General features: G+C 67.6%; 22 protein-coding genes. 7 read left to right on the forward strand and 15 right to left on the reverse strand.

Annotation, left to right across the window (positions count from 1 at the left end):
• Positions 1-18: 18 nt before the first annotated feature.
• Positions 19-807, reverse strand: coding sequence for a response regulator transcription factor (locus A4R44_RS07560; RefSeq protein WP_067577611.1), 789 nt, complete (start codon positions 805-807; stop codon positions 19-21).
• A gap of 245 nt (positions 808-1,052) precedes the next feature.
• Positions 1,053-1,631, reverse strand: coding sequence for a G/U mismatch-specific DNA glycosylase (gene mug / locus A4R44_RS07565; RefSeq protein WP_067577613.1), 579 nt, complete (start codon positions 1,629-1,631; stop codon positions 1,053-1,055).
• 29 nt (positions 1,632-1,660) lie between these two features.
• Here mug and A4R44_RS07570 point away from each other — a divergent pair, with 29 nt between their 5' ends.
• A complete protein-coding gene (locus A4R44_RS07570) occupies positions 1,661-2,299 on the forward strand; it encodes a bifunctional 2-polyprenyl-6-hydroxyphenol methylase/3-demethylubiquinol 3-O-methyltransferase UbiG (RefSeq protein WP_067577615.1) in 639 nt (212 codons plus the stop codon).
• A gap of 183 nt (positions 2,300-2,482) precedes the next feature.
• Here A4R44_RS07570 and A4R44_RS07575 read toward each other — a convergent pair whose 3' ends face one another.
• Entirely contained in the window at positions 2,483-3,124 is a 642-nt protein-coding gene (locus A4R44_RS07575; RefSeq protein ID WP_067577618.1) for a VanZ family protein, read from the reverse strand.
• A gap of 103 nt (positions 3,125-3,227) precedes the next feature.
• Positions 3,228-3,353: a hypothetical protein gene (locus tag A4R44_RS51690; protein WP_255366059.1), complete on the reverse strand. Its 126-nt coding sequence runs from the start codon at positions 3,351-3,353 to the stop codon at positions 3,228-3,230.
• A 169-nt stretch (positions 3,354-3,522) separates the two neighbouring features.
• Between A4R44_RS51690 and A4R44_RS07580 the strand changes: the two genes are divergently transcribed.
• Together A4R44_RS07580 and A4R44_RS07585 are read left to right on the forward strand one after the other, a co-directional pair.
• Entirely contained in the window at positions 3,523-5,211 is a 1,689-nt protein-coding gene (locus tag A4R44_RS07580) for a bifunctional UDP-sugar hydrolase/5'-nucleotidase (protein WP_067577619.1), read from the forward strand.
• A 96-nt stretch (positions 5,212-5,307) separates the two neighbouring features.
• Positions 5,308-5,649: an MmcQ/YjbR family DNA-binding protein gene (locus A4R44_RS07585; protein ID WP_198545198.1), complete on the forward strand. Its 342-nt coding sequence runs from the start codon at positions 5,308-5,310 to the stop codon at positions 5,647-5,649.
• On the opposite strand, the gene A4R44_RS07590 is transcribed toward A4R44_RS07585, so the two are convergent.
• The 3 genes from A4R44_RS07590 to A4R44_RS07600 are packed head-to-tail and all read right to left on the reverse strand — an operon-like array spanning position 5,639 to position 9,665.
• Positions 5,639-7,477: a VanW family protein gene (locus A4R44_RS07590; RefSeq protein ID WP_067577621.1), complete on the reverse strand. Its 1,839-nt coding sequence runs from the start codon at positions 7,475-7,477 to the stop codon at positions 5,639-5,641. The genes A4R44_RS07585 and A4R44_RS07590 overlap by 11 nt on opposite strands.
• Positions 7,478-7,501: 24 nt before the next feature.
• Positions 7,502-7,834, reverse strand: a complete 333-nt coding sequence (locus A4R44_RS07595) for a co-chaperone GroES (protein WP_037808959.1) — start codon at positions 7,832-7,834, stop codon at positions 7,502-7,504.
• A 1-nt stretch (position 7,835) separates the two neighbouring features.
• Positions 7,836-9,665: a thioredoxin-like domain-containing protein gene (locus tag A4R44_RS07600; RefSeq protein WP_067577623.1), complete on the reverse strand. Its 1,830-nt coding sequence runs from the start codon at positions 9,663-9,665 to the stop codon at positions 7,836-7,838.
• 169 nt (positions 9,666-9,834) lie between these two features.
• Here A4R44_RS07600 and A4R44_RS07605 point away from each other — a divergent pair, with 169 nt between their 5' ends.
• The gene (locus A4R44_RS07605; RefSeq protein ID WP_067577626.1) at positions 9,835-10,407 is read left to right on the forward strand and encodes an SMI1/KNR4 family protein; all 573 of its coding nucleotides are present in this window, start codon (positions 9,835-9,837) and stop codon (positions 10,405-10,407) included.
• 3 nt (positions 10,408-10,410) lie between these two features.
• On the opposite strand, the gene A4R44_RS07610 is transcribed toward A4R44_RS07605, so the two are convergent.
• The 7 genes from A4R44_RS07610 to A4R44_RS07640 all read right to left on the reverse strand — a co-directional run bounded on the left by A4R44_RS07610 (position 10,411) and on the right by A4R44_RS07640 (position 19,929).
• Positions 10,411-10,866 carry an SRPBCC family protein gene (locus tag A4R44_RS07610; protein WP_067577628.1) on the reverse strand — a complete coding sequence of 152 codons (456 nt, stop codon included), beginning with the start codon at positions 10,864-10,866 and terminating at the stop codon, positions 10,411-10,413.
• Between the two features lie 17 nt (positions 10,867-10,883).
• On the reverse strand, positions 10,884-13,187 hold the full coding sequence (locus tag A4R44_RS07615; protein WP_067577630.1) for an oxidoreductase: 2,304 nt from the start codon (positions 13,185-13,187) through the stop codon (positions 10,884-10,886).
• Positions 13,188-13,826: 639 nt separating this feature from the next.
• Complete coding sequence (locus tag A4R44_RS07620) at positions 13,827-14,600, reverse strand: amino acid ABC transporter ATP-binding protein (protein WP_067577632.1); 774 nt, start codon at positions 14,598-14,600, stop codon at positions 13,827-13,829.
• Positions 14,597-15,556: an amino acid ABC transporter permease gene (locus A4R44_RS07625; RefSeq protein ID WP_161269444.1), complete on the reverse strand. Its 960-nt coding sequence runs from the start codon at positions 15,554-15,556 to the stop codon at positions 14,597-14,599. The genes A4R44_RS07620 and A4R44_RS07625 overlap by 4 nt, the downstream gene beginning before the upstream one ends.
• A gap of 22 nt (positions 15,557-15,578) precedes the next feature.
• Positions 15,579-16,490 carry an ABC transporter substrate-binding protein gene (locus A4R44_RS07630; protein ID WP_067577636.1) on the reverse strand — a complete coding sequence of 304 codons (912 nt, stop codon included), beginning with the start codon at positions 16,488-16,490 and terminating at the stop codon, positions 15,579-15,581.
• A 1,445-nt stretch (positions 16,491-17,935) separates the two neighbouring features.
• Complete coding sequence (locus A4R44_RS07635; protein ID WP_067577638.1) at positions 17,936-18,916, reverse strand: iron chelate uptake ABC transporter family permease subunit; 981 nt, start codon at positions 18,914-18,916, stop codon at positions 17,936-17,938.
• A complete protein-coding gene (locus tag A4R44_RS07640) occupies positions 18,913-19,929 on the reverse strand; it encodes an iron ABC transporter permease (protein ID WP_067577640.1) in 1,017 nt (338 codons plus the stop codon). Before A4R44_RS07640 ends, A4R44_RS07635 begins: the two co-directional genes overlap by 4 nt.
• A 63-nt stretch (positions 19,930-19,992) precedes the next feature.
• Between A4R44_RS07640 and A4R44_RS07645 the strand changes: the two genes are divergently transcribed.
• Positions 19,993-21,006 carry an ABC transporter substrate-binding protein gene (locus A4R44_RS07645; protein ID WP_067577642.1) on the forward strand — a complete coding sequence of 338 codons (1,014 nt, stop codon included), beginning with the start codon at positions 19,993-19,995 and terminating at the stop codon, positions 21,004-21,006.
• A gap of 40 nt (positions 21,007-21,046) precedes the next feature.
• Here the strand turns inward: A4R44_RS07645 and A4R44_RS07650 are convergent, their stop codons facing one another.
• On the reverse strand, positions 21,047-22,468 hold the full coding sequence (locus tag A4R44_RS07650; RefSeq protein WP_067577644.1) for a M20/M25/M40 family metallo-hydrolase: 1,422 nt from the start codon (positions 22,466-22,468) through the stop codon (positions 21,047-21,049).
• A gap of 360 nt (positions 22,469-22,828) precedes the next feature.
• Here A4R44_RS07650 and pdhA point away from each other — a divergent pair, with 360 nt between their 5' ends.
• A complete protein-coding gene (gene pdhA, locus A4R44_RS07655; RefSeq protein ID WP_067577646.1) occupies positions 22,829-24,034 on the forward strand; it encodes a pyruvate dehydrogenase (acetyl-transferring) E1 component subunit alpha in 1,206 nt (401 codons plus the stop codon).
• The gene (locus tag A4R44_RS07660; protein ID WP_067577648.1) at positions 24,034-25,026 is read left to right on the forward strand and encodes an alpha-ketoacid dehydrogenase subunit beta; all 993 of its coding nucleotides are present in this window, start codon (positions 24,034-24,036) and stop codon (positions 25,024-25,026) included. Before pdhA ends, A4R44_RS07660 begins: the two co-directional genes overlap by 1 nt.
• Positions 25,027-25,036: the final 10 nt, after the last annotated feature.

The raw sequence follows: 25,036 nt of genomic DNA on the forward strand, positions 1-25,036 counted from the left end.
TCGACCAGGGAGCCGGGCTCACCGGGTGCTGCGCGCCACGACCTCCTGCACAGCCGGGGGGACGGCGCTGTCGTCAAGCTGAGGGACCAGAATGCCGCTGCGGAACGCGATGGTCACCGCGTGTGTCCGGTCGCGGGCGGAAAGCTTGCGGAGAATGCTCTTCACGTGGGTCCGCACCGTTTCCACGGACAGGAAGAGCAGCTTCGCGATCCCCGAGTTCTCCAGCCCTTCGGCGACGAGCTGCAGAACCTGGTACTCGCGCCGGGAAAGCGGCATGGCGCTCTTCGGCTGCACGAGGTGACCGTCCGCCGGAGCGGCTCTTGGCGACGGCTCGCGCTTGGGCCGTGCGGTGAGCGCGGACAACGCCGGGTCGATGTAGCGCCGGTCGTGGTGCGCGCGCCGGACCGCCTCGGCGAGCCGCCGGGAATCGACCGCGCGCGGAACGATGGCGTGCGCACCCGCCCCGATGGCGGCGGCGAGGTACTGCTGGGTGCGGTTGGTGTCGCGCACGAGGGTGACCAGCACGAGCGCCGGGTCGCCCGCGTTGAGCAGTTTCGCGAGATGGCAGTTGGGGTCGAGCGCGGAGTCGAGGATCACGACGTCCGGACGGACCTGCTCGCACAACTGCATCGCCGCGTGGTGGCTCGCCGCCTGGCCGGACCAGTGCAGGCCCAGCGTGCGGTGCACCATCGCCGCGATGCCCTCGCGGAAAATCGGGATCGGGTCGACGACCGCGACTCCCAGGCTTCGACCGCCGGCTGGCTGACCGGCCGACATGGGCGTTCGGTGGGGCTCGATGCCACGCATCTCGGGCCTCCGTCCTCAATGGTCGCTCCCGGTGACCGGCACGCCCCCTCGGCGTGCCCGCGGTCCCCCCTGCCGGAACCGGCCGGGAACGACACCTCGTCCCTGGTTCGACTCCGCCGGGACCGGCCTGTGACGCGGTTTCCCCCTCATGGCCGTAACGGCTGGTCGCAGCAAACTCTGAGTAGAAAAGTGGCCCCGAAATGCGGGCGGACGGCGCAGCGAGGGTCCGCCCGACTGGGTTAGCTCTACTGAGGGTTTAACCGCTCGGGTGAATCTCCGATGACCGCCTGTGCGCGCAGCCGACCGAACTCCCCGGCGAGCGTTTTCGGGGTCCAATGGGCGTTCAGGCCGCTCGGATTGGGCAACAGCCAGACCCGAGTTGTCCCTATTGTCCGTTCTTGCGGCCCGACCGCGGCCCGCCGTTCGCCGAACGCGACACGGTAGGCGGTGATTCCCACCACTGCCAGCCAGCGCGGTCGGTACTTCTCGACCTTCCCGGTCAGGATCTGCCCGCCCTCGCGGAGTTCGTCGTCGGTCAGCTCGTCGGCGCGGGCGGTGGTCCTGGCTACGACGTTGGTGATGCCGAGGCCGAGGTCGAGGAGTTCGTCCTGTTCGCTCGGGTCCAGCAGGCGCGGGGTGAAGCCGCTGGCGTGCAGAGCGGGCCAGAAGCGATTGCCGGGACGGGCCAAGTGCAGGCCGAGCGCGCCTGAGTAGAGGCCGGGGTTGATGCCGCAGAACAGCACGTTCAGGTTGGGGGCCAGGACATCCGGGATGATGGTCCCGTGCGCGGCGGCTTGTTCGGCCTTGGTGGGTTTGGCGGGCATGGGTCCAGTTTCCCGGCACACTGGGCGGGATGAACGTGACGCCTGACGGCTGCCCGGTCGACCTCTACCTGGAGCTGCCCGCCGCTGGCGAGCCGGAGGTGATTCACGGTGCGATCCCGGCGGGTGCCGCGGTGCTTGAGCTCGGCTGCGGAACAGGCCGCGTGACGCATCCACTGCTCGCGCTCGGACATCCGGTGGTCGCGGTCGACGAATCAGCGGAGATGCTCGCGCACGTCGGCGGTGCGGAGACCGTCTGCGCGCGAATCGATGAGCTTCGGCTGGACCGGCGATTCCCGGTCGTCGTGCTCGGCAGCCACTTGGTCAACGGGCCGGATCGGCACGCGCTGCTGGCGGCAGGGCGGCGACAGCTGACCCCGGACGGGCAACTGCTGGTCGAATGGCATCCGCCCGCCTGGTTCGACCAGGTCGCCGACGGCTCGGGCGGCCGGCTGGGCGAGGTGCGTATCGCGCTGGAAGGCGTCCGCCGGGACGGCGACCGGCTCTCCGCCACTGTCGCTTACGCCCTCGGCGACCGGACCTGGAAACAGTCGTTCACCTGCGAAAACTTCCCCCTCGAACCCGCACTCGAACAAGCCGGGCTGAGGTTCGGGCGCTGGGTCACCGCTGACCGGGACTGGTTCTCCGCACGACCTTCGAACGCGGGGTAGCCAACCCGGCGCCCCGCTCGGTAGCCTGTGTGATCTCTCGCACAACGGCGTCGATGAGGAGAGCACATGCAACTGTGGCTAGTGCTCGGCCTGGTAGCACTGATCATCGCCATCGCCTCGTTGATCGTGATCCTGGAAGACCGCCGCGCGGCGCGCCAAGCCGCGATCGCGAGACGAGCCCGGTTAGCGCGTCTTGGCGAGGTCGATCCGCTCGCTCCGGGCAGGCTCCACGCGGAGGGTTGAAGAGATCGGCCGGAGCGCGAGCAGCAGCGCGCCGGCCAGCCAGCCGAGACCGGAGCCGAAGGTGTTGGTCATGAGGTCGTCGACGTCGAAAATCCGGTAGACGAACGGCGCGGTCCCGAAGTTCGCCGTGAGCTGGGTGATCTCGACGGCCAGTGAGGCCGCGAAGCCGATCGCCAGCGCGCCCACCAAGCCACGCCGCCACAGCACTCGGGCGAAGAACCCGAGCGGGACGAACAAGAGCACGTTCATCGCGGCCTGCTGGAACGTCTGGGTGGTGAACCAGTCCGCCGCCGACAGACCGTGTTTCACCAGCTCGGTGTGGATGTCCGCGATCCACTGGAACGGCTCCAGCTGCACGGTCTGCTCCAGCCGCCTGCTGTTCGGGCCGGGCAGCGGCAGGAAGACGACCGCCAGCGCCATGCACGCGTAGAAGACGACCGCCGCCGTGGTCACCAGGCCGCGCAGCCGCACGTGGCCGTAGCGGGCGACCTGGAGCACGAGCTGCGGAACCAGGATCGTCGCCCATCCGGCGAGGAACCCGATGAACCCGTACTGCAGGGCGGTGACCTGTGCGTTCGTCATGCCGAGAACGCTATTGATCGTGCCGCCGCGGCACTTCGGTCGAACAGCCGGAGGCATTGCGACCGGGATCGGCCAGATGGCCGAGTGCTCGCCGACCGATCGGTCAGCCGTCGCGGGGAGGCGGTTCGTCGTCGCGGTCCACCCGCTCCGAGCGCCAGGCCGCGAAGACAGTGCCGGCGATCAGCAAGAGCACGACGGCGAGCGTGAGCACGACGAGCTGCAGTTCCATTCGTCCCCCTCGGCACCTAATGCACAGATCGACGCGGGGTGGGCGAACGTTACCGAAACTTTCATCCGGCACCGGCCGTTCCGCCCTGGTCAGGACCGTCCGATTTGGGCAGACTGCTTCGCCGGGCGTCCGCATCAGGGGTCAGGCGGGCGCGAACACCGGAGGAAACATGAAGCTCTTCACCCGGCTCGCGGCCACCGCCGCGGCCGCACTGGCCACCGTGGCCGTCACGAGCGCGCCCGCCGAGGCCGCACAGACCACCGACGTCCGGATCATCGCGTTCAATGACCTGCACGGGAACCTCGAACCGCCGTCCGGGTCGAGCGGGAAGATCACGCTCCAGGACGGGACCAAGGTGGACGCGGGCGGCGCGGCCTACCTCTCGACGCACGTCAAGCAGCTCGAAGCGCAGGTGCGCAATTCGATGGTGCTGTCCTCGGGCGACAACGTCGGCGCGTCGCCGGTGATCTCGGCGCTGTTCCACGACGAACCGACCATGGACTTCCTCAACGAACTCGGCGTGAAGGCGTCCGTGGTGGGCAACCACGAGTTCGACGAGGGCTACCAGGAACTGCTGCGCATGCAGTTCGGCGGCTGCAACAAGACCGACGGCTGCCAGTTCCGCAAGAGCTACGACGGCGCGCGGTTCCCGCTGCTCGGGTCCAATGTGTACTTCGACAACGGGCTGCCCGCGCTGCTGCCGTTCAGCATCCAGTTCTCCGGCGGCGTCCCGGTCGGCGTCATCGGCGCGACGCTCAAGGACCTGCCCTCGGTCGTGACGCCGGAGGCCATCAAGGGCCTCAAGTTCGGCGACGAGGTCCAGGCGATCAACCGCACCGCGGACATCCTCGACCGGCTCGGGGTGAAGGCCCAGGTCGTGCTGCTGCACCAGGGCGACGAGGCGCTGCCCACCGCCGGTCCGAACGACTGCGAGGTGCAGCCGAACGGCGACGCCTCGGCTATCGCGAAGAAAGTGACGCCGAAGGTCGACGCGATCTTCAGCGCGCACAGCCACCAGCAGTACAACTGCGTGGTCAACGACCCGGCGGGCCAGCCGCGGCCGGTGATCCAGGGCGCGTCGTTCGGCAGGCTGCTGTCGGTCGTGGACCTGAAGATCGACCGCCGCACGCGCGACGTGGTCCGGTCGCAGACCAAGGCGCACAACGAGATCGTCACCCGCGACGTCACGGCGGACCCGGCCGTGACGAAGCTCGTCGACGAGGCCAAGACGAAGGCCGCCCCGATCGCGAACAAGCAGGTCGGCACCATCACCGCGGACCTGCCCGCGGCGGGCGGATCGTCCGGCGAGTCGCCGCTCGGCGACGTGATCGCCGACGCCCAGCTCGAAGCGACCAAGTCCAACAACGCGGTGATCGCGATGACGAACCCGGGCGGCATCCGCGCCGACCTGACGTACAAGTCGTCGTCGGCCGGTGAAGGCGACGGTGTCGTCACCTACGGCGAGGCGTTCACCGTGCAGCCGTTCTCGAACATCATGCAGACGATCACGCTCACCGGCGCGAACCTGAAGAACGTGCTGGAACAGCAGTGGGGTCAGCCCGGCGGCACCAAGATCCTGCAGATCTCGAAGTCGCTGCACTACACCTACTCGGCGGCCGCTCCGGTCGGCTCGCGGGTTTCGAACATCACGGTCAACGGCACGGCGGTCGACCCGGCGGCCCAGTACCGGGTGTCGGTGAACAACTTCCTCGCCGCAGGCGGGGACGGATTCACCGAGTTCACCAAGGGCACCGACCTGGCGGGCGGGCCGGTGGACCTGGACGCGTTCATCGCCTACCTCGGTGCGCACCCGGGCATCGCTCCGCCGCCCGCGGACCGGATCACCGCGACCCCGTAGTTCCGTCCGTGAAGGACTCCTTGCGGGAATCAGGTTCCCGCGAGGAGTCCTTCACGGCTTTTCGGGCTCTCGTTTCGCCAAGACAGCCGGGGGAGAATGGTCGGCATGACGATGAACTGGGACGATGTGACCGCGTGGGCGCAGGAGGAGCTGCCGGAAACCGAGGTGGCTACCTGGTACCGCACACCCGCGCTGAAGGTGGCGGGCAAGGGTTACGCGCGGCTGCGCACCGAGTCCGAAGGCGGGCTGGTGCTGTTCGTCGGCCTCGACGAGAAGGCCGCACTGCTCGCGTCCGGCGATCCGGCCTTCTTCACCACGCCGCACTACGACGGTCACGGTTCGATCCTCGTGCACCTCGACCGCGTCGATCCGCAGCAGCTGCGGGAGCTGCTCACCGAATCCTGGCGGTCGAAGGCCCCGGCGCGGCTCAGCAACTGACAATCGGCTGCGGCGAATACGTCGTGCTGCGGCTTTCCTCGCGGACCTCGCCCCCGCTGGCCAGGTCGTAGAACACCCGGGTGTCGCTGACGGTGAACCCGGACGCGCCCGGTGAGGCGTGACACTGACCGTCCGGACCGGGCCCGAGCTGCACCGGCGGCGGCACCTGGTCAGACGGCGCGCCGCTGCGGCCTTCGACGCGGTAGTGCTTGGTACCCCAGATCTTCACCGTCACCGAATCGCCGTTGACGCTGGCCTGGATCGCGAACCCGGTCGGATCGTTGTTGGCCAGCTTGAGGTCCACGGCGTTGCCGGAACTGTCCACGGCCACCGCGTCCCGGCCAGCTGGATAGCGGTTGATGAAGTGGTCGTGCGCCGCGTGGCCGCCGTCGCCGAGACCGGCGAGGTAGGCCGCGTTGTACAAAGTGGACGAAAGCTGCGACAGCCCGCCACCGGTTACCGCCGGGCCGGTGCCGTCCTCGTCGACCGGCGCGGACGCGTATCCGCCGCCGCGATAGTCGTTGAGGCTGAACGACTCTCCCGGTTTCACCAGGACGCCGTTGATGCGTCCGGCGAGCGTGGCGACGTTCGCCGCGGCCGGGCCGCTGAGCCCGCCGGTGGTGTACTCGCCGATGACCTCCTTGACGCCCAGCGCGTTCGCGCCGTCGGTGGTCAGCGTCGGGTGTTTCTGATCGTAGGCGACCGGCAGATCGCGGCCGGAGGGCTTGGCGAGCACCGCGGTGAGGGTTTTGAAAGTGGTGGCCCAGTTGATCTTTCGCCCGTCCTCGGACGGGGTGACGGCCGGGACGCCGGAGTCGAGGGTGATCTGCGCGTCCTTGCTGTTCGCCTCGGTGGACGCCAGGTCCGGCTGAACGGCCGCGCGCAGCTTCTCCTGGTCGATCCGCAGTTCGAGACCGCCGCCTCCGTTGGGCTGGAACTGGAACGAAGACGCGATGGCCGACGGTCGCAGCGTGCTGTCCTTGCCCTCGCCGTGCAGCACGACCGGCGCGGCGACCGCGGGCGCGACCACGGTGTCCAGCAAGCGGTGCACGTCAGCGGAGGTGGTTTGGGCTGGTGTCACAGCCATCTTCACCGTGACCCCGCGCGGCGAAAGCCAGTCCGCCACTACCGACTGCACCGCGGCCGGGACGTCGGCCAGCTCCTGGCCCTGCCGCGGCTCGACCGCATACGCGGTGACCCCGTTGTTTTCCTTCGGCGTGAACCCGATGCTGCCCTCGACCCGCGGATGGTTGAGCTGCTTCCCGGCAAGCTGCTGGACCGCGGCGGTCACCTCAAGCTGGTCGCTGCGCGTCACGACGCCCACCTCGCGGGTGGTGAAGAACGACAGCAGCCGGGTGACCGGGCTCCACGGCTGGTGCCCGGCCTGGGCGAGCGTGCCCGGCCAGTCGAGGCCGAGTCCGGAATCCGCGGGCACGAGCGTCGCGGTGACGTCCCCGGCGTGGACCGGCACCGGACGGGTCAGCCGGGGCTGGAGTTCGGTGTGCAGCTTGGCTTCCGCATCGGCATACGACAGGCCGCCGACGTCGATCCCGGCCACCTGCACGCCGCGCGGCACGTCGCCGGCGCTGGTCATCAGGTCGATGGTGTAGAGCAGCACGAACAGCCCGAGCAGGCAGCCGACGATCATGAAACTGCGGCCGAGGCGGGTGCGGAAGCGGCGGAACGGGGTGTCCGGCGGCGGGGGCGCGTCGGCCACCGCGAAGATCTCCGCGGCCAGATCGGCTTCGCTGACCAGGGCGGAGTCGTTCAGCAGCTCGTCGCTCAGCAGGTCGTCGGCGAAAGCCGACGAACGGTCTTCTTCACGCAACGCCTGCCTCCCCTGGTACGGGAGCTACAGGTAAAGCCCCGTGCCGTGTTCGGTCCGCTCCGTGGCCACCGCGTGGATGTCGCGTTCGCGCATCACCAGATGGCCCTCGCCCTGGATCTCGACCTCGAGCTGGTCCTCCGGGTTGAACAGCACCCGGTCTCCCTGCTTGACGTTCCGCACGCTGTTGCCGACACCCAGTACATCACCCCACACCAGCCTGCGCGCGACTTGCGCGGTGGCGGGAATCACGATGCCGCCGCTGCTGCGGCGCTCGCCTTCCTCCTGCGACAACCGCACGAGGACGCGGTCGTGCAGCATCTGGATCTCGAGCTTCGGCGTGTCCGGCACGCCAGCCATGCTACTGACCGGTTGCCGGAGCCTTGGGCTCGCCCGCCATCATCAGGCTCAGCGCCTTCTCCCCTCCGTTCTCGAACCGCACCGGGACGCCCCAGTCCTGCCGGGTGATCCGGCACGCCGGGTGCTCGCCGCCGTCGTCGCAGCTCGCGGCCTGCGCCACTACCTGCAAGACACCTTCGGTCGCGCCCTCGGCGAACTTGATCCGCCGAACGAGATCAGTTCCGACCCCGGCCCCGTCGGCGAGCAGTTCCGGCGGCGACGCGGTGATCTCCAGCCGCGTCGAAGGCCCGTAGCGCTCGTCGAGCTTCTCGCCCGGCGGTGGGGTGAAAACGACGGAAAACTCGATCTCGCCGGGCGCGAGCAGCGTCGGCGGACGCTGCACGGCCTGGCGCGTGCCCGCGACGGCGGTCGCCTGGCCATTGCCCCCGAGCGGGGTAACCCGGTTGCCCGCCGACTCCACGACGTACAGCTCGCCGTCGTGGCGCACCAGGCCCTGCGGTTCGGCGAACCCGGTCGCGAGGGTCGTGACGTCGCGGGTGAACGGGTCGTAGCGGCGGATCGCGCCGTTGTAGGTGTCGGCGATCGCGACCCGGCCGTCGGACAGCACGGCGAGCCCGAGCGGATGCTGCAGCAGCGCCTGGTCGAACGGGCCGTCGGCGTGGCCGAAGGTGAACAGGTCGGTGCCGACCGCGGTGTGCACGGCGAACGACTCGCCAGCCGGTTCGATCCAGCGCAGGGCCGAGGTTTCCGCGTCGACGAGCCACAGTTTCTGGCCGTCCACGGCGAATCCGGACGTCTGCGCGAAGAACGCCTCGTGCACGTCGCCGTCGCGCAGGCCTTCGACGGTGGTTCCGGCGAACCGGCGGATGTCTCCGGAGACCGGGTCGAACACGCTCAGCGTGTGGTTTCCGGCCATCGCGACGACCACGCCGCCCGCCGGGGCCCACCAGATGAGGTCCCATGGGCTGGTGAGGTCGATGTCCAGCGCCTTGCCGGTGTCGGTGCCATCGCGCCACTGCTTACCGGTTCCGGCAACGGTTTTCACCTCGCCGGTGTTGAGGTCCAGGCCGCGCAGGCGGTGCCCGGCGGTGTCGGCGACGACCGCGTGGTACCCGGCGCGCTCGGCGACTTCGTTGGGCAGCAAGGTGATTCCGGCCGGTTCGGCGAACTGGGCCAGGTCGAACGGCCCGTCCTGCGTCCCGCGCACCCCGCTGCCGAAGCGTCGGATGACGGTCTCGCCGTCCGAAGCGAACTCGACGATGGAGTGGTGTCCGGTGTCCGCCACCAGAATCCGCCCGCCCGCGGTGACCACGGCCTTGCTGGGGAAACGCAGTTCCGTGCGCTGCTCCTCGACCGGCACGTACGGGCTGCCGCCGCGGCGGAGCGTGTCCTTCGCCTCGTGCTTGGCGACGAGGTCAGCGATCACGCGGCGTAGCGCCTCGCCGTGGCCTTCCCCGGCCGCGACGTGCACGACGTAACCCTCGGGGTCGACCACGACCAGCGTCGGCCATGCCCGCACGGCGTACTGCGACCACAGCTCCATCTTCGGGTCGTTGACCACCGGATGGTGCACCTCGTAGCGACGCACTGCGGCCTCGATCGACGTGCGCTCGCCCTCGCGGCTGAACTTCGGCGAGTGCACCCCGACGGTGACCAGGACGTCGGCGAATTCCTGTTCCAGCGGACGCAGTTCGTCGAGCACGTGCAGGCAGTTGACGCAGCCGCTGGTCCAGAAGTCCAGCAGCACCACGCGTCCGCGCAGTTGCGCCAGAGTCAGCCGGTGGCCGCCGGTGTTGAGCCAGACGTCGCCGGTCAGCTCGGGCGCGCGCACGCGGGCTTGCCGGGCTTGCGGTGAGGGAGTCACGGAAGGAGTGAACTACATCCGGTCACGCAGTGTTCCGTCAACCACGGCTGGAGAGAAGAACCTCACCCCGGCGAGGGAGCTCATTCCGGCGAAAAAGGACGCGCGAACGCGGGCCGGCGCTACGTACGCTTCGGGCATGACACACGTTCAGCCGGCCGAAGCCTTCACCGTGGAGGAGGCCCGCATCCTGCAGCAGAATCTCGGCGAGCCCTTGCGGCCTGGCCTCACGCCCGCCGAACTGAGCGACGTCGAGGACCAGTTCGGGTTCACCTTTTCCGACGACCACCGGGTTTTCCTCACCGCGGGCGTGCCAGTGGGGGACCGCTGGCCCGATTGGCGCCACGGCGACCCGGACCAGCTGCGCAAACGCCTGGACTGGCCGGTCGACGGCGTCCTGTACGACGTGGAGAACAACGACCTGTGGCTGCCCGAATGGGGGGCCCGGCCACGGTCGATGTGCAACGCACTGGCGGTCGCGCGCCGGCATCTGGCGACGGTGCCGCAGCTCGTGCCGGTGTGCGGGCATCGGTATCTGCCCGCGACCGCCGGGGAATCCGGGTATCCGGTGCTGTCGGTGTACCAGACCGACGTGGTCTATTACGGCTGGGACCTGCGCGGCTACCTGCGGCATGAGTTCGGCGGGGAGCCGCTGGGGGAGGAACCCGCGAACGTCAAGGTCGTGGAGTTCTGGTCCCGGTTCGTGGAGTGAGCCCTACTCGACCGCGCTCTTGAGCCGCGCGAGCGTCTCCCCGATGTTGACGCGGTTGGTCACCGAACGGTCCTTCACCCCGGTGGCCACCACGGTCAACGGCGTGAACCAGCCGGGCCGCTGGTCCCACATGCTCTCGGTGACGACGCAGCCGTCACCGGCGGGCTCGATCACGTACTCCCAGCGGGAGACCGGGATCGGCCCGAGCTTGACGTCGAAGGCGAACCGGCGTCCCGCGTCCGCCGCCGTGATGACGACCGTCGTGGACCACCGGCGCACGCCGCGGCGGTTGCTGCCGCGGAATTTCGCGCCGACCGCCGGACCGGTCGCGCCGCCGAGCCAGCGGTGCCCGCAGTACTCGGTGGCCGCCCCCGCCAGCACACCCGGGTCGCTGACCAGCGCGTACACCTTCGCCGGAGCGGCGCTGACCTCGATCTGACCCGTCGCATCAGGACTCACATACCCAGAGTATGCGATCAGGACTCCCGGCGCAGCATCCGGCTCACGCCCGCCGCGACCGTCGTCGCGAGGATCCAGCCGGACGCGGTGAATCCGGCCGCCACCCAGTTGTCCGCGCCGTGCATGTACCAGCGCGACTTGTTGCCGAAGTCGACGATCGGCACCAGCAGGTCGGCGGTGTAGATGACCGGGTTCCACTGCAGACCGGAGTCCTGCTGGTTGACCAGGCAGCGCGGGCCGCTGGTCATGTAGCGGCCGGTGTGGTCGTTGACGCAGTCGTCCTTGCCGAGGCCGAACCACAGGCTGCCGAGCACCAGCAGTGTGAACAGCCAGCCGAGCGCGCGCACCGGACGGAAGCCGTAGCCGACCATCGACCGTTGCAGCCAACTCCACACGCGGACGCCGGGGCCGAAGAACTTGAAGCCCCTGGCGAGCGCTTCATAGCGGAACTGCTGCTTTCGCAGGGCGACCGTCGAGGCGTGCTCTTCGTTTCCGGCCGCGCGCAGGGTTGCGGCGAGCTGATCATAGGGACCTGGCCGGTAGCCGCGCATTGCCTTGCGCAGCAACTCGATCCGGTGATCCAGCGCTTTGTCGTCATCGAGGGCTATGCCGTGTTTCAGGGCGTCGTAACGGAAATCGTCGAGTTCGAGACCGTCGGTGGCGTTCCAGATCTCCTCGTTGTCGGCCAGTGCACCGCAATGCGCCCTGCGCAACCGCACCGAACCGGTCGGCGGTTCCGAGGGAGACAGAACGAACTCGTCCGCTGTGACGTCGCTGGCGTCGAGCGCGATGTCATGCGGGGCAAGCGAGCCGAGCTTCGCGCCGTTCAGGTCGAGCCTCCGCGCGATCTGTGCGCCGTCGAGGTTCACGCCGCCCTCAGCGAGGAACGGACGGTCCTTGTCCTCGGTGAGCACCAGGTCGCGCCCGATCCGCGCGGTACGGATGTCGAGGGAGAAGCTGCTCGATTTCCGTTGCCCCGGCTCGGTCAGCAACGTGCCGAACATGTTCACGCTGCCGCCGATTTCCGCGCCCTGGAGTCGCAGCGTGCCCTGCAGCGTGGCGTCCGTCAGCTGGAAATTCCCGGAGATTTTGGCTCTCCGCGCGGAAAACACGTCGCGCCCCGGATGCAGGAACATCGAATTCCAAGCGAGGAAGTTGCCGCCGACCGTGACGTCCGCGAGCCGCAACTGCCCGATCGGCACCCGGAGATTGGTCGCCTCGATGTCGCCGCCGACCGTGGACCCGTCGAGGTGCAACGCCCGGTCGTAATACGGCGTCGCCCGGCCGCGCACCATGGTGATCTCCGCGCCCGCGAGCCTGAGCGACCCGCCGATGCGCGCGTTGACCATGCGGAGCGTGCCGAACGCCCGGAGCCCGTCGGACAACTCCAGATTGCCGTCCACCTTGAGCCGGTCCGCGACCAACGCAGGCCGCGGATCGAGGTAGGGATCCCCGGATTTCCAGGCATCCACGACGATCGGCCCGCGCTGGTCGACCTGAAGCCGCGCCTCGCGCATCACGATGTCACTGTCCACAGTGGCGCTTGGCAGGTAGAGGACTCCCTTGGCGGAGAACCTCTTGCGATCGCTGGCCGGACCGTAGTTGTCGACCTCGCACAGCAAGCTGCCGCCGATGTGCAGCCCGTTCCCGTTGAACGCGAAGCCATCCGGATTGTCGAACGTCGCCCCGGAGAAGTTGACGTTACCGCCGGTCCGCATGCCCGGCAGCCGCACCTCGCCCTTGGCGACCATGCGATAAGCCAGCAGGGCACCGGTAATCACCAGACGGTCACCGTGGATCGCCTTCCCGTGCGGATGGCTGATCGTGGTCCTGGTGAGCACGACCGACCCGTCGATCACCGCGTCGGTGAGATTGACCGCGGCATTGGGCATCCCGCGCTCGCGATCATCCCCGCGCTGCACGGTCGTGGTCTCCAGCTCGAACTGATCCGGCGCGACCTCCACGACACTGCGAATCAACCGCACATCATTGCGACTGCGTAAATTTCGCGCCCTCAACCCGGGAAGCCAGCATTTCCGGAAAACGAGCCCGAGAAGCGTCGCCTCGCGCACGTCCGGCGGATGCTCGAACCGGCAGCGTTCGAATTGGAAGAGAAAATTGAGATCGGCGGCGCGAAGATCGAGGGTACCGGTGATGTAGGCGTCCTCGACCAGCACGATCGGCGCGTTGGTGGCCTGCCGTCTCCAGCGAAGGATGCCGCTGCTGCCAGGTTTGAGCAGGTCCGCTGCCGTCACCTCGTACCGCTTGTCGGGAACCCCGGCAAACGGATCAAGCGGCGGCAAGGTCGTATCGGTCGGCACGAGCCCCTTCTCCCCACGATCGTCGGCCCTCAGGGAATCGGATCAACGGCGGATGGGCAAGGGCCCGGGCGGAGTAGTGCTGAATGACCCGCTGGTTCGGTCACTTTGCGCATACGGATGGCTACTTGACTGGCCTATTCCGCCCAGATCCGCGCCGGACGATCTCGTCCGAACGCCCCTTATGGGCGGTTCGTGCCTGCTCCCGGAGCTGATCGAGAGCAGCGGGTAGGCCGCACCCGGGAAGCCGCGGCCCACGACATACCAGGCGGAGACGCGGAGTGGATTCTCAAAGAGACGCTCGCCCCGCCTCCGCAGCAGCCACCTGCGGGCAGCCCGCCGCTCCCGCTCCCCGCGACGGAGCAAGTCATGACAACTGGGCAGCCGCCGAACACCAGGAATGGGTGCGAGCCAAGCCAGCACCGACGTTGCCCCGCGTCGGCCAACCGTGGCTGGGAATTCGATAAAGAAACCATGGCGATCTTCGCCACGCGCAGGACACGGCCGTAAAACTAGTGCAGATACGCGCACCCGGAACCGATTTCGGAAGCGACCGCGAAGGCATATCAGCGGTTCCTTCAAAAATGCGGGGCCGACGCCAGGCAAGGCCGCCCGGAGAATCTCCGGGCGGCCTCAACCAACTCAAGCGTTCGGGTTCAACACCCGGGACAAGAACGCCTTGGTCCGCTCATGCTTCGGGTCGCCGATGACCTCGTCCGGAGCACCGGACTCCACGACAACCCCGCCGTCCATGAAGAAGACCTTGTCGGCAACCTCACGGGCGAACTGCATTTCGTGGGTTACCACGACCATTGTCATGCCGTCCTTGGCCAGTTGGCGCATGACGCCCAGGACGTCGCCCACCAGTTCCGGGTCCAAAGCGGATGTCGGCTCGTCGAAGAGCATCAGTTTCGGTTGCATGGCCAGCGCTCGCGCGATGGCGACGCGCTGTTGCTGGCCGCCGGAAAGCTGGCCTGGGTAAGAACCCGCCTTGTCGGCGAGTCCTACCCGGTCCAGCAGTTCCAGCGCGCGTTCCCGGACCTGCGCCTTCGGCTCCCGGCGAACCTGGACCGGGGCCTCCATGACGTTTTCCAGCGCCGTCATGTGCGGGAACAGGTTGAACCGCTGGAACACCATGCCGATGTCCTTGCGCTGAGCCGCGATTTCCCTGTCTCGCAGCTCATGCAGCCTGCCGCCGCGTTCGCGGTAGCCGACTAGCACGCCGTCGACATACAACCGGCCCGCGTCGATTTTCTCCAGGTGGTTGATGCAGCGCAGCAGAGTGGACTTGCCGGAACCGGACGGGCCGATCAGGCAGAGCACCTCTCGGTCGTGCACCTCCAGGTCAATGCCCTTCAGCACATCGAGCGAGCCGAAGCTCTTGCACACCTTCTGTGCGGAAACAACGGGAGTCATCGTGAAGCACCCCCGCCTCCGCTGCCACCGCGGCCGAAGCGGTAGCCCAGCATTCGCGCTCCCCACTTGTTCTTCTGCGTGGTCGCCCGGGAAGTGCCGCGGGCAAAATACCGCTCAATGTAATACTGCACGACCGTCAGCACCGACGTCATGAACAGATACCACAACGCCGCGACGACCAAAATCGGAACAGTTTTGTAGTTCTGCGCATAAATTGTCTGCGCCGACACCATCAGCTCGAAATAGCCGATGGCGACCACCAACGACGTCGACTTCAGCATCGAAATGGTTTCGTTGCCGGTCGGCGGGATAATCACTCGCATCGCTTGCGGCAGCACGATCCTTCGCAGCGTCCGGCTGCGGCTCATGCCGAGCGCGGAAGCCGCTTCGAGCTGGCCTGAATCAACCGCCTGAATACCGCCTCGCACGACTTCCGCCATGTACGCGGCCTCATTTAAGCCAAGCCCAAGCAAAGAGGCGATGAACTGGTTGATTAGCGTATTTGTATCCCAGCTGAAGAATGTCGGGCCAAACGGAACCCCAATTCCGATCTTTGAGTAGGCCAACGCCAGAAAGTTCCAGATGATCAACTGGGTGTACAACGGAGTGCCCCGGAACAGCCATATGTAGATCCCCGCGGCACCAGACATCAACGGATTCGGCGATAACCGCATCACCGCGAGAAGTACGCCGCCGACGATGCCGATGATCATGGAGATCACCGTGAGCAATAACGTGTTGCGAACCCCGTTGAGAATTCGGTCGTCAAAGAGGAACTGTCCAACGACTGGCCACTGCAAGGCGCTGTTTGTAACCACGCTGCGGATCACGATGAACGCAAGGAACACGATGATCGCGCCAGCCACCCAGCGGCCGTAGCGCCGGACGGGAATCGCCTTGATCGGAGTGGTGTCGACCTCCTGCCGGATTTCGGCAGGACCAGAGAGATTTGACACGAGTACTATATCCTCAGCTCGTTCAGGAGGAGGCCGGATTGATCTCCGATTTGGTAATCGAACCAGAACCGGACAGACCCCACTTGTCGAGGATCTTCCGGTACGTTCCGTCCTCGATCAGCTTCTGGATCGCGCCTTCCACCGCTTTGCCATAATCGCCACTGTTCTTTGGCAGGACAACGCCGTACGGCGCGGTGTCATAGGGCTGACCAACGGCCTCAAGTTGCCCGGCGGTCTGCTTCAACGCGTAGTCGATTACTGGCGAGTCGGCCAATTCTGCCGCTACCCGCTTCGCGGTGAGCGCGAGATTCACGTCCGTCTGCGCTTGGAACTGGGTGATGTTGATTGCCGGCTTGCCCGCGCCAACGCACGCCGTGTTCCGCTTGTCGAGGTCGTTGACCTGCGTCGTGCCTTTCTGCACCGCGACGTTCTTGCCGCACAGATTGGTCACGGACAAGCCCTCTGGATTGCCTTTGAGCACTGCCAAGGAGGTCCCCGCGCGATAGTAGGAGACCATGTCGACTGTTTGGATCCGCTCAGCATTGATCGTGAACGACGAAATGCCCATCTCATACTTCTTCGCCGAGATGCCCGGGATGATACCGTCAAACGACGCGCTCTGGAACTCTGTGGTTAAGCCAAGCACCTGGCCGACAGCGGTGCCGAGGTCGACGTCGAATCCGGTTGGCTTGCCATTCTCCAAGAACTCGTTCGGCGGATAGGTCTGATCCTGGCCGACGACGATCTTGCCATCTGCCTTCACCTCGGCCGGCACGAGCGCGGCCAGCGAGTCATCCTTCTTTTCAGTCAGTGCGCTCCCCCCGCCACCCGGGGCAGTCGACGTCGCCACCCCGCCCGCCCCGTTGCCGCCTGCACCGCAGGCCATAGTCAGGCTGGCCAGCGCAAAAGCCGGGAGAAGGGCGAACGCCTTCATCTGGTGTCCTCGGGCCACTTCGTCACTCCTCGTAGTTCTCAAGAGTCGAGAGCATGCATACTGCCACCCGTACGCGGAGATGCACAGCATCCGAGCGTTACGAGGCAGTTTCACACAGGACAAGTCCTGTCATGCCTGTCGCGCCGGACTGGCAAGGGAACGCGCCTCACCAGTGCCTCAGCCCAACTCTCCGCCTGCTCCTTCTACATCCGCCCCTCCGGCCCGCAGGCGGAGCTGGGTGTGTATCTGAACGGCGAACCACGCTTCAGTCCACGCCGTGAACCGCTAACTGACCGACTTACCTCGCGGTCACCGCGACTGCCTCGCCGCGAGCACGGGCGGGCGACTCGGTGAATTCATCAGCATAAGTCCATCGAGGGTGCACCCCACGGGTCGTCAGACCAGCTCGGACGTTCCAGTACAAACACCCCGCCCGATGCCGCAGATGCCAAAGACGGCCCAGGCTGACAGGTCCGCCGTGGTACGGCAACTGGTTAGCGTCACCAGCGATACGCAAGACGGCGACCAGTCACTGAACCACGGCGAACCGATAGTGCCGGGACCGTCCAGCGGAACGCATGCACTAGTCCACAACCTGTGGATCGCTGATCACCACGATAGGTCGATGACTGCGGTGGCCACCCGGACCGGCCAGAGCGCGTCCAGGCCCGGCTCCGCTTCCAGACCTCACGAGTCCCCCTCCGCTCGGTCAGTACAGAACGCTCTCTTCGGACATCGGTACCGGCTGAGTATCGAGTTCAGCGCCGCACCACGGCTGCCTCGGTCAACAATTCCAAGGGATTCACGCCGAGCTGCTCGGCGACTACGAGAAGCGGTGCTCGCTGGAGTACTTCGACGAGCTCCGGCGGACACTCGACCGCCGCGAACAGCGCGGTGGCAAAACTCGACCATGCTGGCACGGCCCGCTCGGGCCTCGCGCACAGACTTGCAGGAAGCGATCAAGGAAGTCGGGGAGCAGTGTCCATTCAGTACCTCCACACGTCGCCGTGACGCACCGGACCGGCTACCGGTACGCGACGCCACCCGGGCCTGTCGCAACACCGATTACTGGGGCACCGACGTCACCTCGTTCGATCTGCACGCGCCGACCGTCCGCGACCAGCGCACGGAGTACATGACGCCGCCCGCCGAACGACCAGGAACTGTCCAAACAGGAGCAGTTGAAATACCAGGCGGGGGGACCGACTCGTGGCGGGTGCGCGAGGACTTCGCGCATGTCTCGCTGGTGATGCTCGGGGTACCTGCACACCAAACCGGAGGCCAAGCTCGGCGAGAAGGTGAAAGCCACGCCTGGGTCGACGTGTGGACCGGTGGCTGGTGGGCGCACGACCCGACGAACGCGAGGCGGCTCCGTTGAGGGGATCTTCACCGGAGCCAGTCAGTCCACTTTGGATGTCTTGGTGGAACTGACCAGGATGGCGTAGTCACGCGGTCTGGCGACGGGGGGAAACTGCCAACAGCCACAACAGATACCCGCCGCCCAGCGCGGCCGCGACCACGCCCACCGGGAGCAGCGAAGCGTCCAGCACCCGTTGGCCCACGAAGTCCGCCGCCAGCACCAGCACCGCGCCCATCACCGCGGAGGCGAGCAGGTTCGGGCCCGGCCGACGGGTCAGGCGGCGAGCGAGTTGCGGTGCGGCAAGGGCGACGAACGGAATCGGCCCAGCCGCAGCGGTCGCGGAAGCGGCCAGCGCGACCGCTGCCAACAGCACCACCGCGCGCACTCGCGGCACCGCGACACCTACGGCGACAGCGGCGTCGTCGCCCATTTCCAGCATTCGCAGCGCGGGCTGGTGCACGAAGATGAACGGCGAAAGCACCAGGACGGCCAGGCACAACGGGATGAAGTAGTTCCAGTCGCGGCCCGCGAGGTCACCGGTCAGCCAGCCGACCGCCTGTGCCGCGGCCTCGAGTTTCGCTTGCACCAGAAGGTAACTGTTCACGCCAGCGAGCACCGTGCTCACCGCGATGCCCAGCAGCACCAGCCGTGAGCTGAGCAGACCGTGCGGAGCGCAGAGTGCGGTGATCAGCGCGGCGGTGAGCAGCCCGCCCACGATCGCGCCGACGGAGACCAGTCCGGGACCCGCGCCGAACAGCAGGATCATCATGATCCCGCCGGTCGCCGAGCCGGTGGTGAAACCAATGATGTCCGGGCTGCCGAGCGGATTCCGCGTCACCGTCTGGAAAACCGTGCCCGCCAGCGCGAGCGCGACACCGACGAGAATCGCCACCAACGCGCGCGGCAGCCGGCCGGTGACCACCAGGTACTGCGCCTTCGTGCCGGACCCGGCGAGCGTGCGCAGGACTTCGACCGGCGACATCTCGTAATCACCGGTGCCCACGGCAAGCACCAAGAGCACCGCGGCCATCAAGGTCAGCACTGCGACGACCACCCACGTCCTCATCGCCGCACCGCCTTGAGCCGCCGCGCCACGATCACGAAGGCGATCCCGCCGATCACGTCTGTCATCACGCCCACCTGGATTTCGCCGCTGCCGCCGAGCAGCCGGCCGAGCACGTCGCAGCCGAGCAGCAACACCGGCCCGAGCAGCGCGGACAACGGCAGCACCCACCGTTCGTCCTGGCCGACCAGCGCGCGCACGACGTGCGGGATCATCAGCCCGATGAAGGCGATCGGCCCGCATGCCGCGGTCGCGGTCGCCGAAAGCAAGCCGACCGCGATCATGCCGGCCGCGCGGGTCAGCGCCGGGTTCGCGCCGAGCCCGCGCGCGCTGTCGTCGCCGAGCGCGACTGCGTTGAGCGGCCGGGCGAGCGCTCCCGCGAGCACCACGGCGGCCAGGAAGAACGGCAGGAGTCCGGCGAGGCTGTCGAGGCTCCGGTTCACCAGCGAGCCGACGAGCCAGTACCGCATCTGGTCGAGATTGTGCGTGTTGATCATCTGCATGCCCTGGTTGATCCCGACGAACACGGCCTGTACCGCCACGCCCGCGAGCACCAGCCGCAGCGGGCTCACCGAGCCGCCGATCACCGTGACCAGGACCGTTCCGGCCAGCGCGCCGAAGAAGGCGAACCACACCAGCTGCTGCGGCGAAGACACCGAGAACACCGCGCCGCCCAGGACGATCGCGACCGCCGCGCCGTGGTTGATGCCGAGCAGTCCGGGGTCGGCGACCGGGTTGCGGGTGATCGCCTGCAGCAGCGCGCCGGCCAGCCCGAGCCCGAGGCCGACAGCGAGCCCGAGCAGCGTCCGCGGCAGCCGGTCGTCGCGGATCACGACGTCGTCGAACGTACCGCTGTAGGAGAACAGGGCGTGCCAGACGCTGCCGATCGGCAACCGGTTCGAGCCGAAGGCGATGGACAACACCACCACCGCGGCGAGTGCGACGAGCGCCGCGACCAGCACTGTCGCGCGAACGCCCCAGCGCCGGGATGTGACGCGCTCCCCAAGCAGGACCATGGCGTTTACCCTAAGGCAAGGCTAACCTCAGGCGGTACCTCACCCGATCCTCCGGAGTTCCCGATGACCATCTCACCGGCGCGGCTGTCCCGCCGCGGCTTCCTCGCGGGCACCGCCGCCGCGGGCACCCTCGGCCTGCTGAGCGCCTGCGGGTACAAAGACGACCAGCCCGCGGCCGGTGGCGCCACCACCTGGTCCTTCACCGACGACCGCGGCCGCAAGCTCAGCGGCGAGCGTCCACAACGGATCGTCGCACAGGTGACCGCCGCCGCCGCACTGTGGGACTTCGGCGTGAAATCGGTGGGCATCTTCGGCCCGTCGCGGCTGCCGGACGGCAAGACCGATCCGCAGGCGGGCGGCGTCGACCTGAAGTCGGTGACCTCGCTGGGCAACGTCTGGAACGAGTTCAACTTCGACAAGTTCGTGTCGCTGAACCCACAGCTGCTGGTCAGCGTGATGTACCTGAAGCAGCAGATGTGGTACGTACCGGACACCTTGGCGGACAAGGTGGACAAGGCCGCGCCGAGTGTCGGCATCGGACTGGAGAACATCGCGATGCCGCAGGGGATCGCGAAGTTCGAGGCGCTCGCGAAGGCGCTCGGCGCGAACGTCGAGGCACCGGAAATCCAGCAGGCGAAGGAGCAGTACCAGGCCGCGGACGCCAAGTTCGGCGATGCGGTCAAGAAGGCGGCCGGGCTCAAGGTAGTGCTGCTTTCCGCGCAGAAGGACACGGTCTACGTGGCCAACCCGACGAAGTTCGCGACCTCGAAGCACTACCAGGACAAGGGGATGAAGTTCGTCCTGCCGGAGAAGCCGGACGAAAGCCAGGGCGGCTACTACGAGCAGGTGAGCTGGGAGAACGTCGGCAAGTACTCGGCCGACGTGATCATGTACGACTCGCGCGGCGGCTCGCTGTCGCTCGGCCCGGACGGGCTCGGCGGCGTCCCGACCTGGCAGCAGCTGCCCGCGGTGAAGGCGGGCAAGCTGATCCCGTGGAACAACGAGACGCCGTTCTCCTACCAGCGGTTCGCGCCCGAGCAGACCCGGGTCGCGGACGCGTTGAGCAAGTTCTCGTGAGTGCCTATCGCGGTTCTGACCGCGATAGGCACTCACGAGGTCAGCCGCGGGCGTGCGCGTCCAGCACGTGCGCCACGGCTTCGGTGACCTGCTGGGCGTAGTCCAGGTTCAGCCACTCGTCGGGCACGTGGATGTTCGAGTCCGCGCCGCACGCGCCGGTGACCAGGAACTGCGCCTCCGGGTACTTCTCGCCGAGCATGCCCATGAACGGGATCGTTCCGCCCATGCCCGTGGCGCGGTGCGGACGGCCGAACACCTCGTCGTCGACCCGGCGCAGCGCGTCGGTCAGCCACGCGGCTTCCTCCGGCGCGTTCCAGCCGTTCTCGGCTTGCTGGCCATCAGCGATGGTGACCTTCGCGCCGTACGGAACGTCCGTGGTGAGCACGCGCTTGATCGCCGCCAGCGCCTCGTCCGCGATCGCGGTCGGCGGCAGCCGGAAGCTGAGCGTGAGTGTGGTGCTCTGCCGCAGCACGTTGCCTGCTTCGGCGGGCACCGGGAGCCCCTCGCCGCCGATGATCGACAGCGTCGGCCGCCAGTAGTTGTTCAGCAGCAGCTCAAGCGCGTCCTCGGACACCGTCTTTCCGCCGCTCACCAACGGGAACGCGGTGCGCAGCGCGTCCGGGGCCACCTCCGCGACCGCCTCGATCTCGGCCCGGCGGCTGGCCGGCACCTCGACGTTCAGCTCGGACAGCTTGATCTCGCCGGTTTCGGCGTTCTCGATCCGTTCCAGCAGCTGCCGCAGCACGCGGAACGAGCTGGCGACGACGCCGCTGGCCAGCCCGGAATGCTGCGCGGTGGCGAGCAGCTGGACGTTGACCGTCAGGTGCACCATGCCGCGCAGGCTCGTGGTGAGCCACAGCCGCTCGTAGTCCATGCCGCCCGCGTCGAGGCAGACGACGAGGCCGACTTCGCCGAGCCGTTCGCTCAGGTGCTCCAGGTAGGCGGGCAGGTCCGGACTGCCGGATTCCTCGCCGGTTTCCAGCAGCAGCGCGATTCGCGCGTGCTCGCCACCGGCCGCGTGCACCGCTTCCAGCGCGGCGCTGGCCGCGTACCCGGAGTAGCCGTCGTCCACCGAGCCGCGGCCGTACAGCCGCCCGTCGCGGATCACCGGCGTCCACGGGTCGAGGCCCTCGGACCAGCCGCCGACCGGGGGCTGTTTGTCCAAGTGGCCATACATCAGGACGGTGCTGTTGCCGGTCGCGCCCGGGGTGGCCGGCACGTCGACGTACAGCAGCGGGGAACGGCCTTCCAGCTCGACGACCTCGATCCGCGCGCCCGGCAGGTCGCGCCCTTCGAGGTAGGTCCTGACGTGCTGGACGGCGGCGGCGAGATGCCCGGTCGACGCCCAGTCCGCGTCGAACGCCGGGGACAGCGCGGGGATCGCGATCAGACCGGACAGGCTCGGCGTGACGTCGTTGCTCCACGTCGAGACCACGGATTCGCGTACGGATTTTTGTTCCACAGCGCCATCTTGCCACGGTGACCGACGTCACCGGCACGAGTGAACGTCGTGAGTGGCGATCCCGGCGAGAACCGCGATCGCCACTCACGAGGCCAGGTCGGACCCCGGTTGAGCACCCGAGTGTCGCCCCTCCGATCCTCGGCCTTCCAAACGTTTCCCCTGTTCAGCGAGGTTTTCTCAGCAACAAATCAGCAACTGCCGCTCTCCATCGGAGCAATTCTCGTGCCAGGATGTGGCCACGAACCGTCAACGCCGACGGTGGCCGGGAGCCTCGGACCCGAGGAGCCGGTCCCCGCCGGTGCAGTCGCTGTGGCCGCCACAAGCGGCCGCTCGCGGCGCCGACACCGAGGAGAACAGCTCATGCCGTCCGAACAGTGGACGCACCCGGAACCTGGAGACGGGCCTGCCGCCGTAGCGGCCCAGCCTTCCCCTGAACAGGTGATCGCCGGTTTGCGAGCGACAAGCGAAGGTGGCGCTGAGCTGACTCAGCTGCTCACCCCCGAGGGCCAGCGGGTCCCGTCCGAGCGGTTCGACCGCTACGTCGAGGACGTCGACGACGAAACGCTGAAGAACCTCTACCGCGACATGGTGCTGGTGCGCCGCGCGGACCGCGAGGCCAACGCGATGCAGCGACAGGGGCAGCTGGGCATCTGGGTGCCGCTGCTCGGCCAGGAAGCCGCGCAGGTCGGGTCCGGTCGCGCGCTACAGCCGCGGGACATGGCGTTCCCGAGCTACCGCGAGCACGGCGTCGCGTACACGCGCGGCGTCGACATGCGCGAGCTGATCGGGATTTTCCGGTGCACGGACCACAGCGGCTGGGACTACCAGGCCCACCGGTTCCACCCGTACACCATCGTCATCGGCAACCAGGTGCTCAACGCGGCCGGTTACGCGATGGGCCAGAAGTTCGAAGGCAAAGTTGGCGACGAGGGTGGCGAAGCCACCATCTGCTACTTCGGTGACGGCGCGACTTCGCAGGGCGACGTGCACGAAGGTTTCGTGTGGGCCGCGGTGTACGACGCGCCGCTGGTCTTCTTCTGCCAGAACAACCAGTGGGCGATTTCCGAGCCGACCGAACGCCAGTCGCGGCTGCCGCTGTACCAGCGCGCCCGCGGCTACGGCTTCCCCGGCATCCGCGTGGACGGCAACGACGTCCTCGCCTGCCTCGCCGTCACCCGGTGGGCGCTGGAGGAATGCCGGCACGGCAACGGCCCGGTGCTGATCGAGGCGTTCACCTACCGGATGGACGCGCACACCACGACCGACGACCCCACTCGATACCGGCTCTCCGACGAGCTGGAGGAGTGGAAGCTCAAGGACCCGATCGAGCGCGTGCGCGCGTTCCTGGCTCGCAACGGATACGCCGACCAGGCGTTCTTCGACAGCGTCCAGGCCGAGGCCGACCAGTTCGCCGCGGAGCTGCGCGACTACACGTTCAACATGCCGGAGCCGCCGCCGGACCGGGTGTTTTCCCAGGTGTACGCGGAACCTTCGCCGGTGCTGGAAGCGCAGCGCGAGGAGTATCTGTCCTATCTCGACGGGTTCGCCGCGGCAGGTGAGCACTGATGACTGATCTGCAGAAGCTCACCATCGGCAAGGCGCTCAACCTCGGTCTCCGGCGCGCGATGGAGGAGGACCCGAAGGTCCTGATCATGGGGGAGGACGTCGGCAAGCTCGGCGGCGTCTTCCGGATCACCGACGGACTGCAGAAGGACTTCGGCGAGCAGCGCGTGCTGGACACGCCGCTGGCCGAATCGGGCATCATCGGCACCGCGGTCGGCTTGGCCGTGCGCGGTTTCCGGCCGGTGTGCGAGATCCAGTTCGAGGGATTCATCTTCCCCGGCTTCGACCAGATCTCCTCGCAGCTGGCGAAACTGCACTACCGCACGCAGGGCAAGGTCAAGATGCCCGTCGTGATCCGGGTGCCCTTCGGCGGCGGGATCGGCGCGGTGGAGCACCACTCGGAATCGCCGGAATCACTGTTCTCGCACATCGCCGGCCTCAAGGTGGTGTCGATTTCGAACGCGGTGGACGCCTACTGGGGCATCCAGGAGGCGGTCCGTTCGGACGACCCGATCCTCTTCTTCGAGCCCAAGAAGCTGTACCACTCGGGTGCGTTGAAGATGGAGGTCGACACCGCGACGGCGCCGTCGCGGGTGTTCGCTTCGCAGGTGGTGCGCGCGGGCACGGACGCCACGGTGGTCGCGTACGGCCCATCGGTGAAGGTGGCGCTCGACGCCGCCACTGCCGCCGAGGGCGAGGGCAAGTCGCTGGAGGTCATCGACCTGCGCACGCTCTCGCCGCTCGACCTCGGACCGGTGTTCGAATCGGTCCGCAAGACCGGACGGCTCATCGCGGTCAGCGAGGCACCATCGGAATCGTCGCTGACCTCGGAGATCGCGGCCCGGGTCCAGCAGGAATGCTTCTACTCCCTTGAGTCCCCCGTCCTGCGCGTGACCGGATTCGACACGCCGTACCCGCCTGCGAAGCTTGAGGAGCACTACCTCCCCGACCTCGACCGGGTCCTGCACGCTGTCGACCGTTCGCTCGCCTGGTAAGGGGGTTCCC

The organism is Amycolatopsis sp. M39 (assembly GCF_001651785.1).
GTDB classification, from domain to species: Bacteria; Actinomycetota; Actinomycetes; order Mycobacteriales; family Pseudonocardiaceae; genus Amycolatopsis; species Amycolatopsis rubida.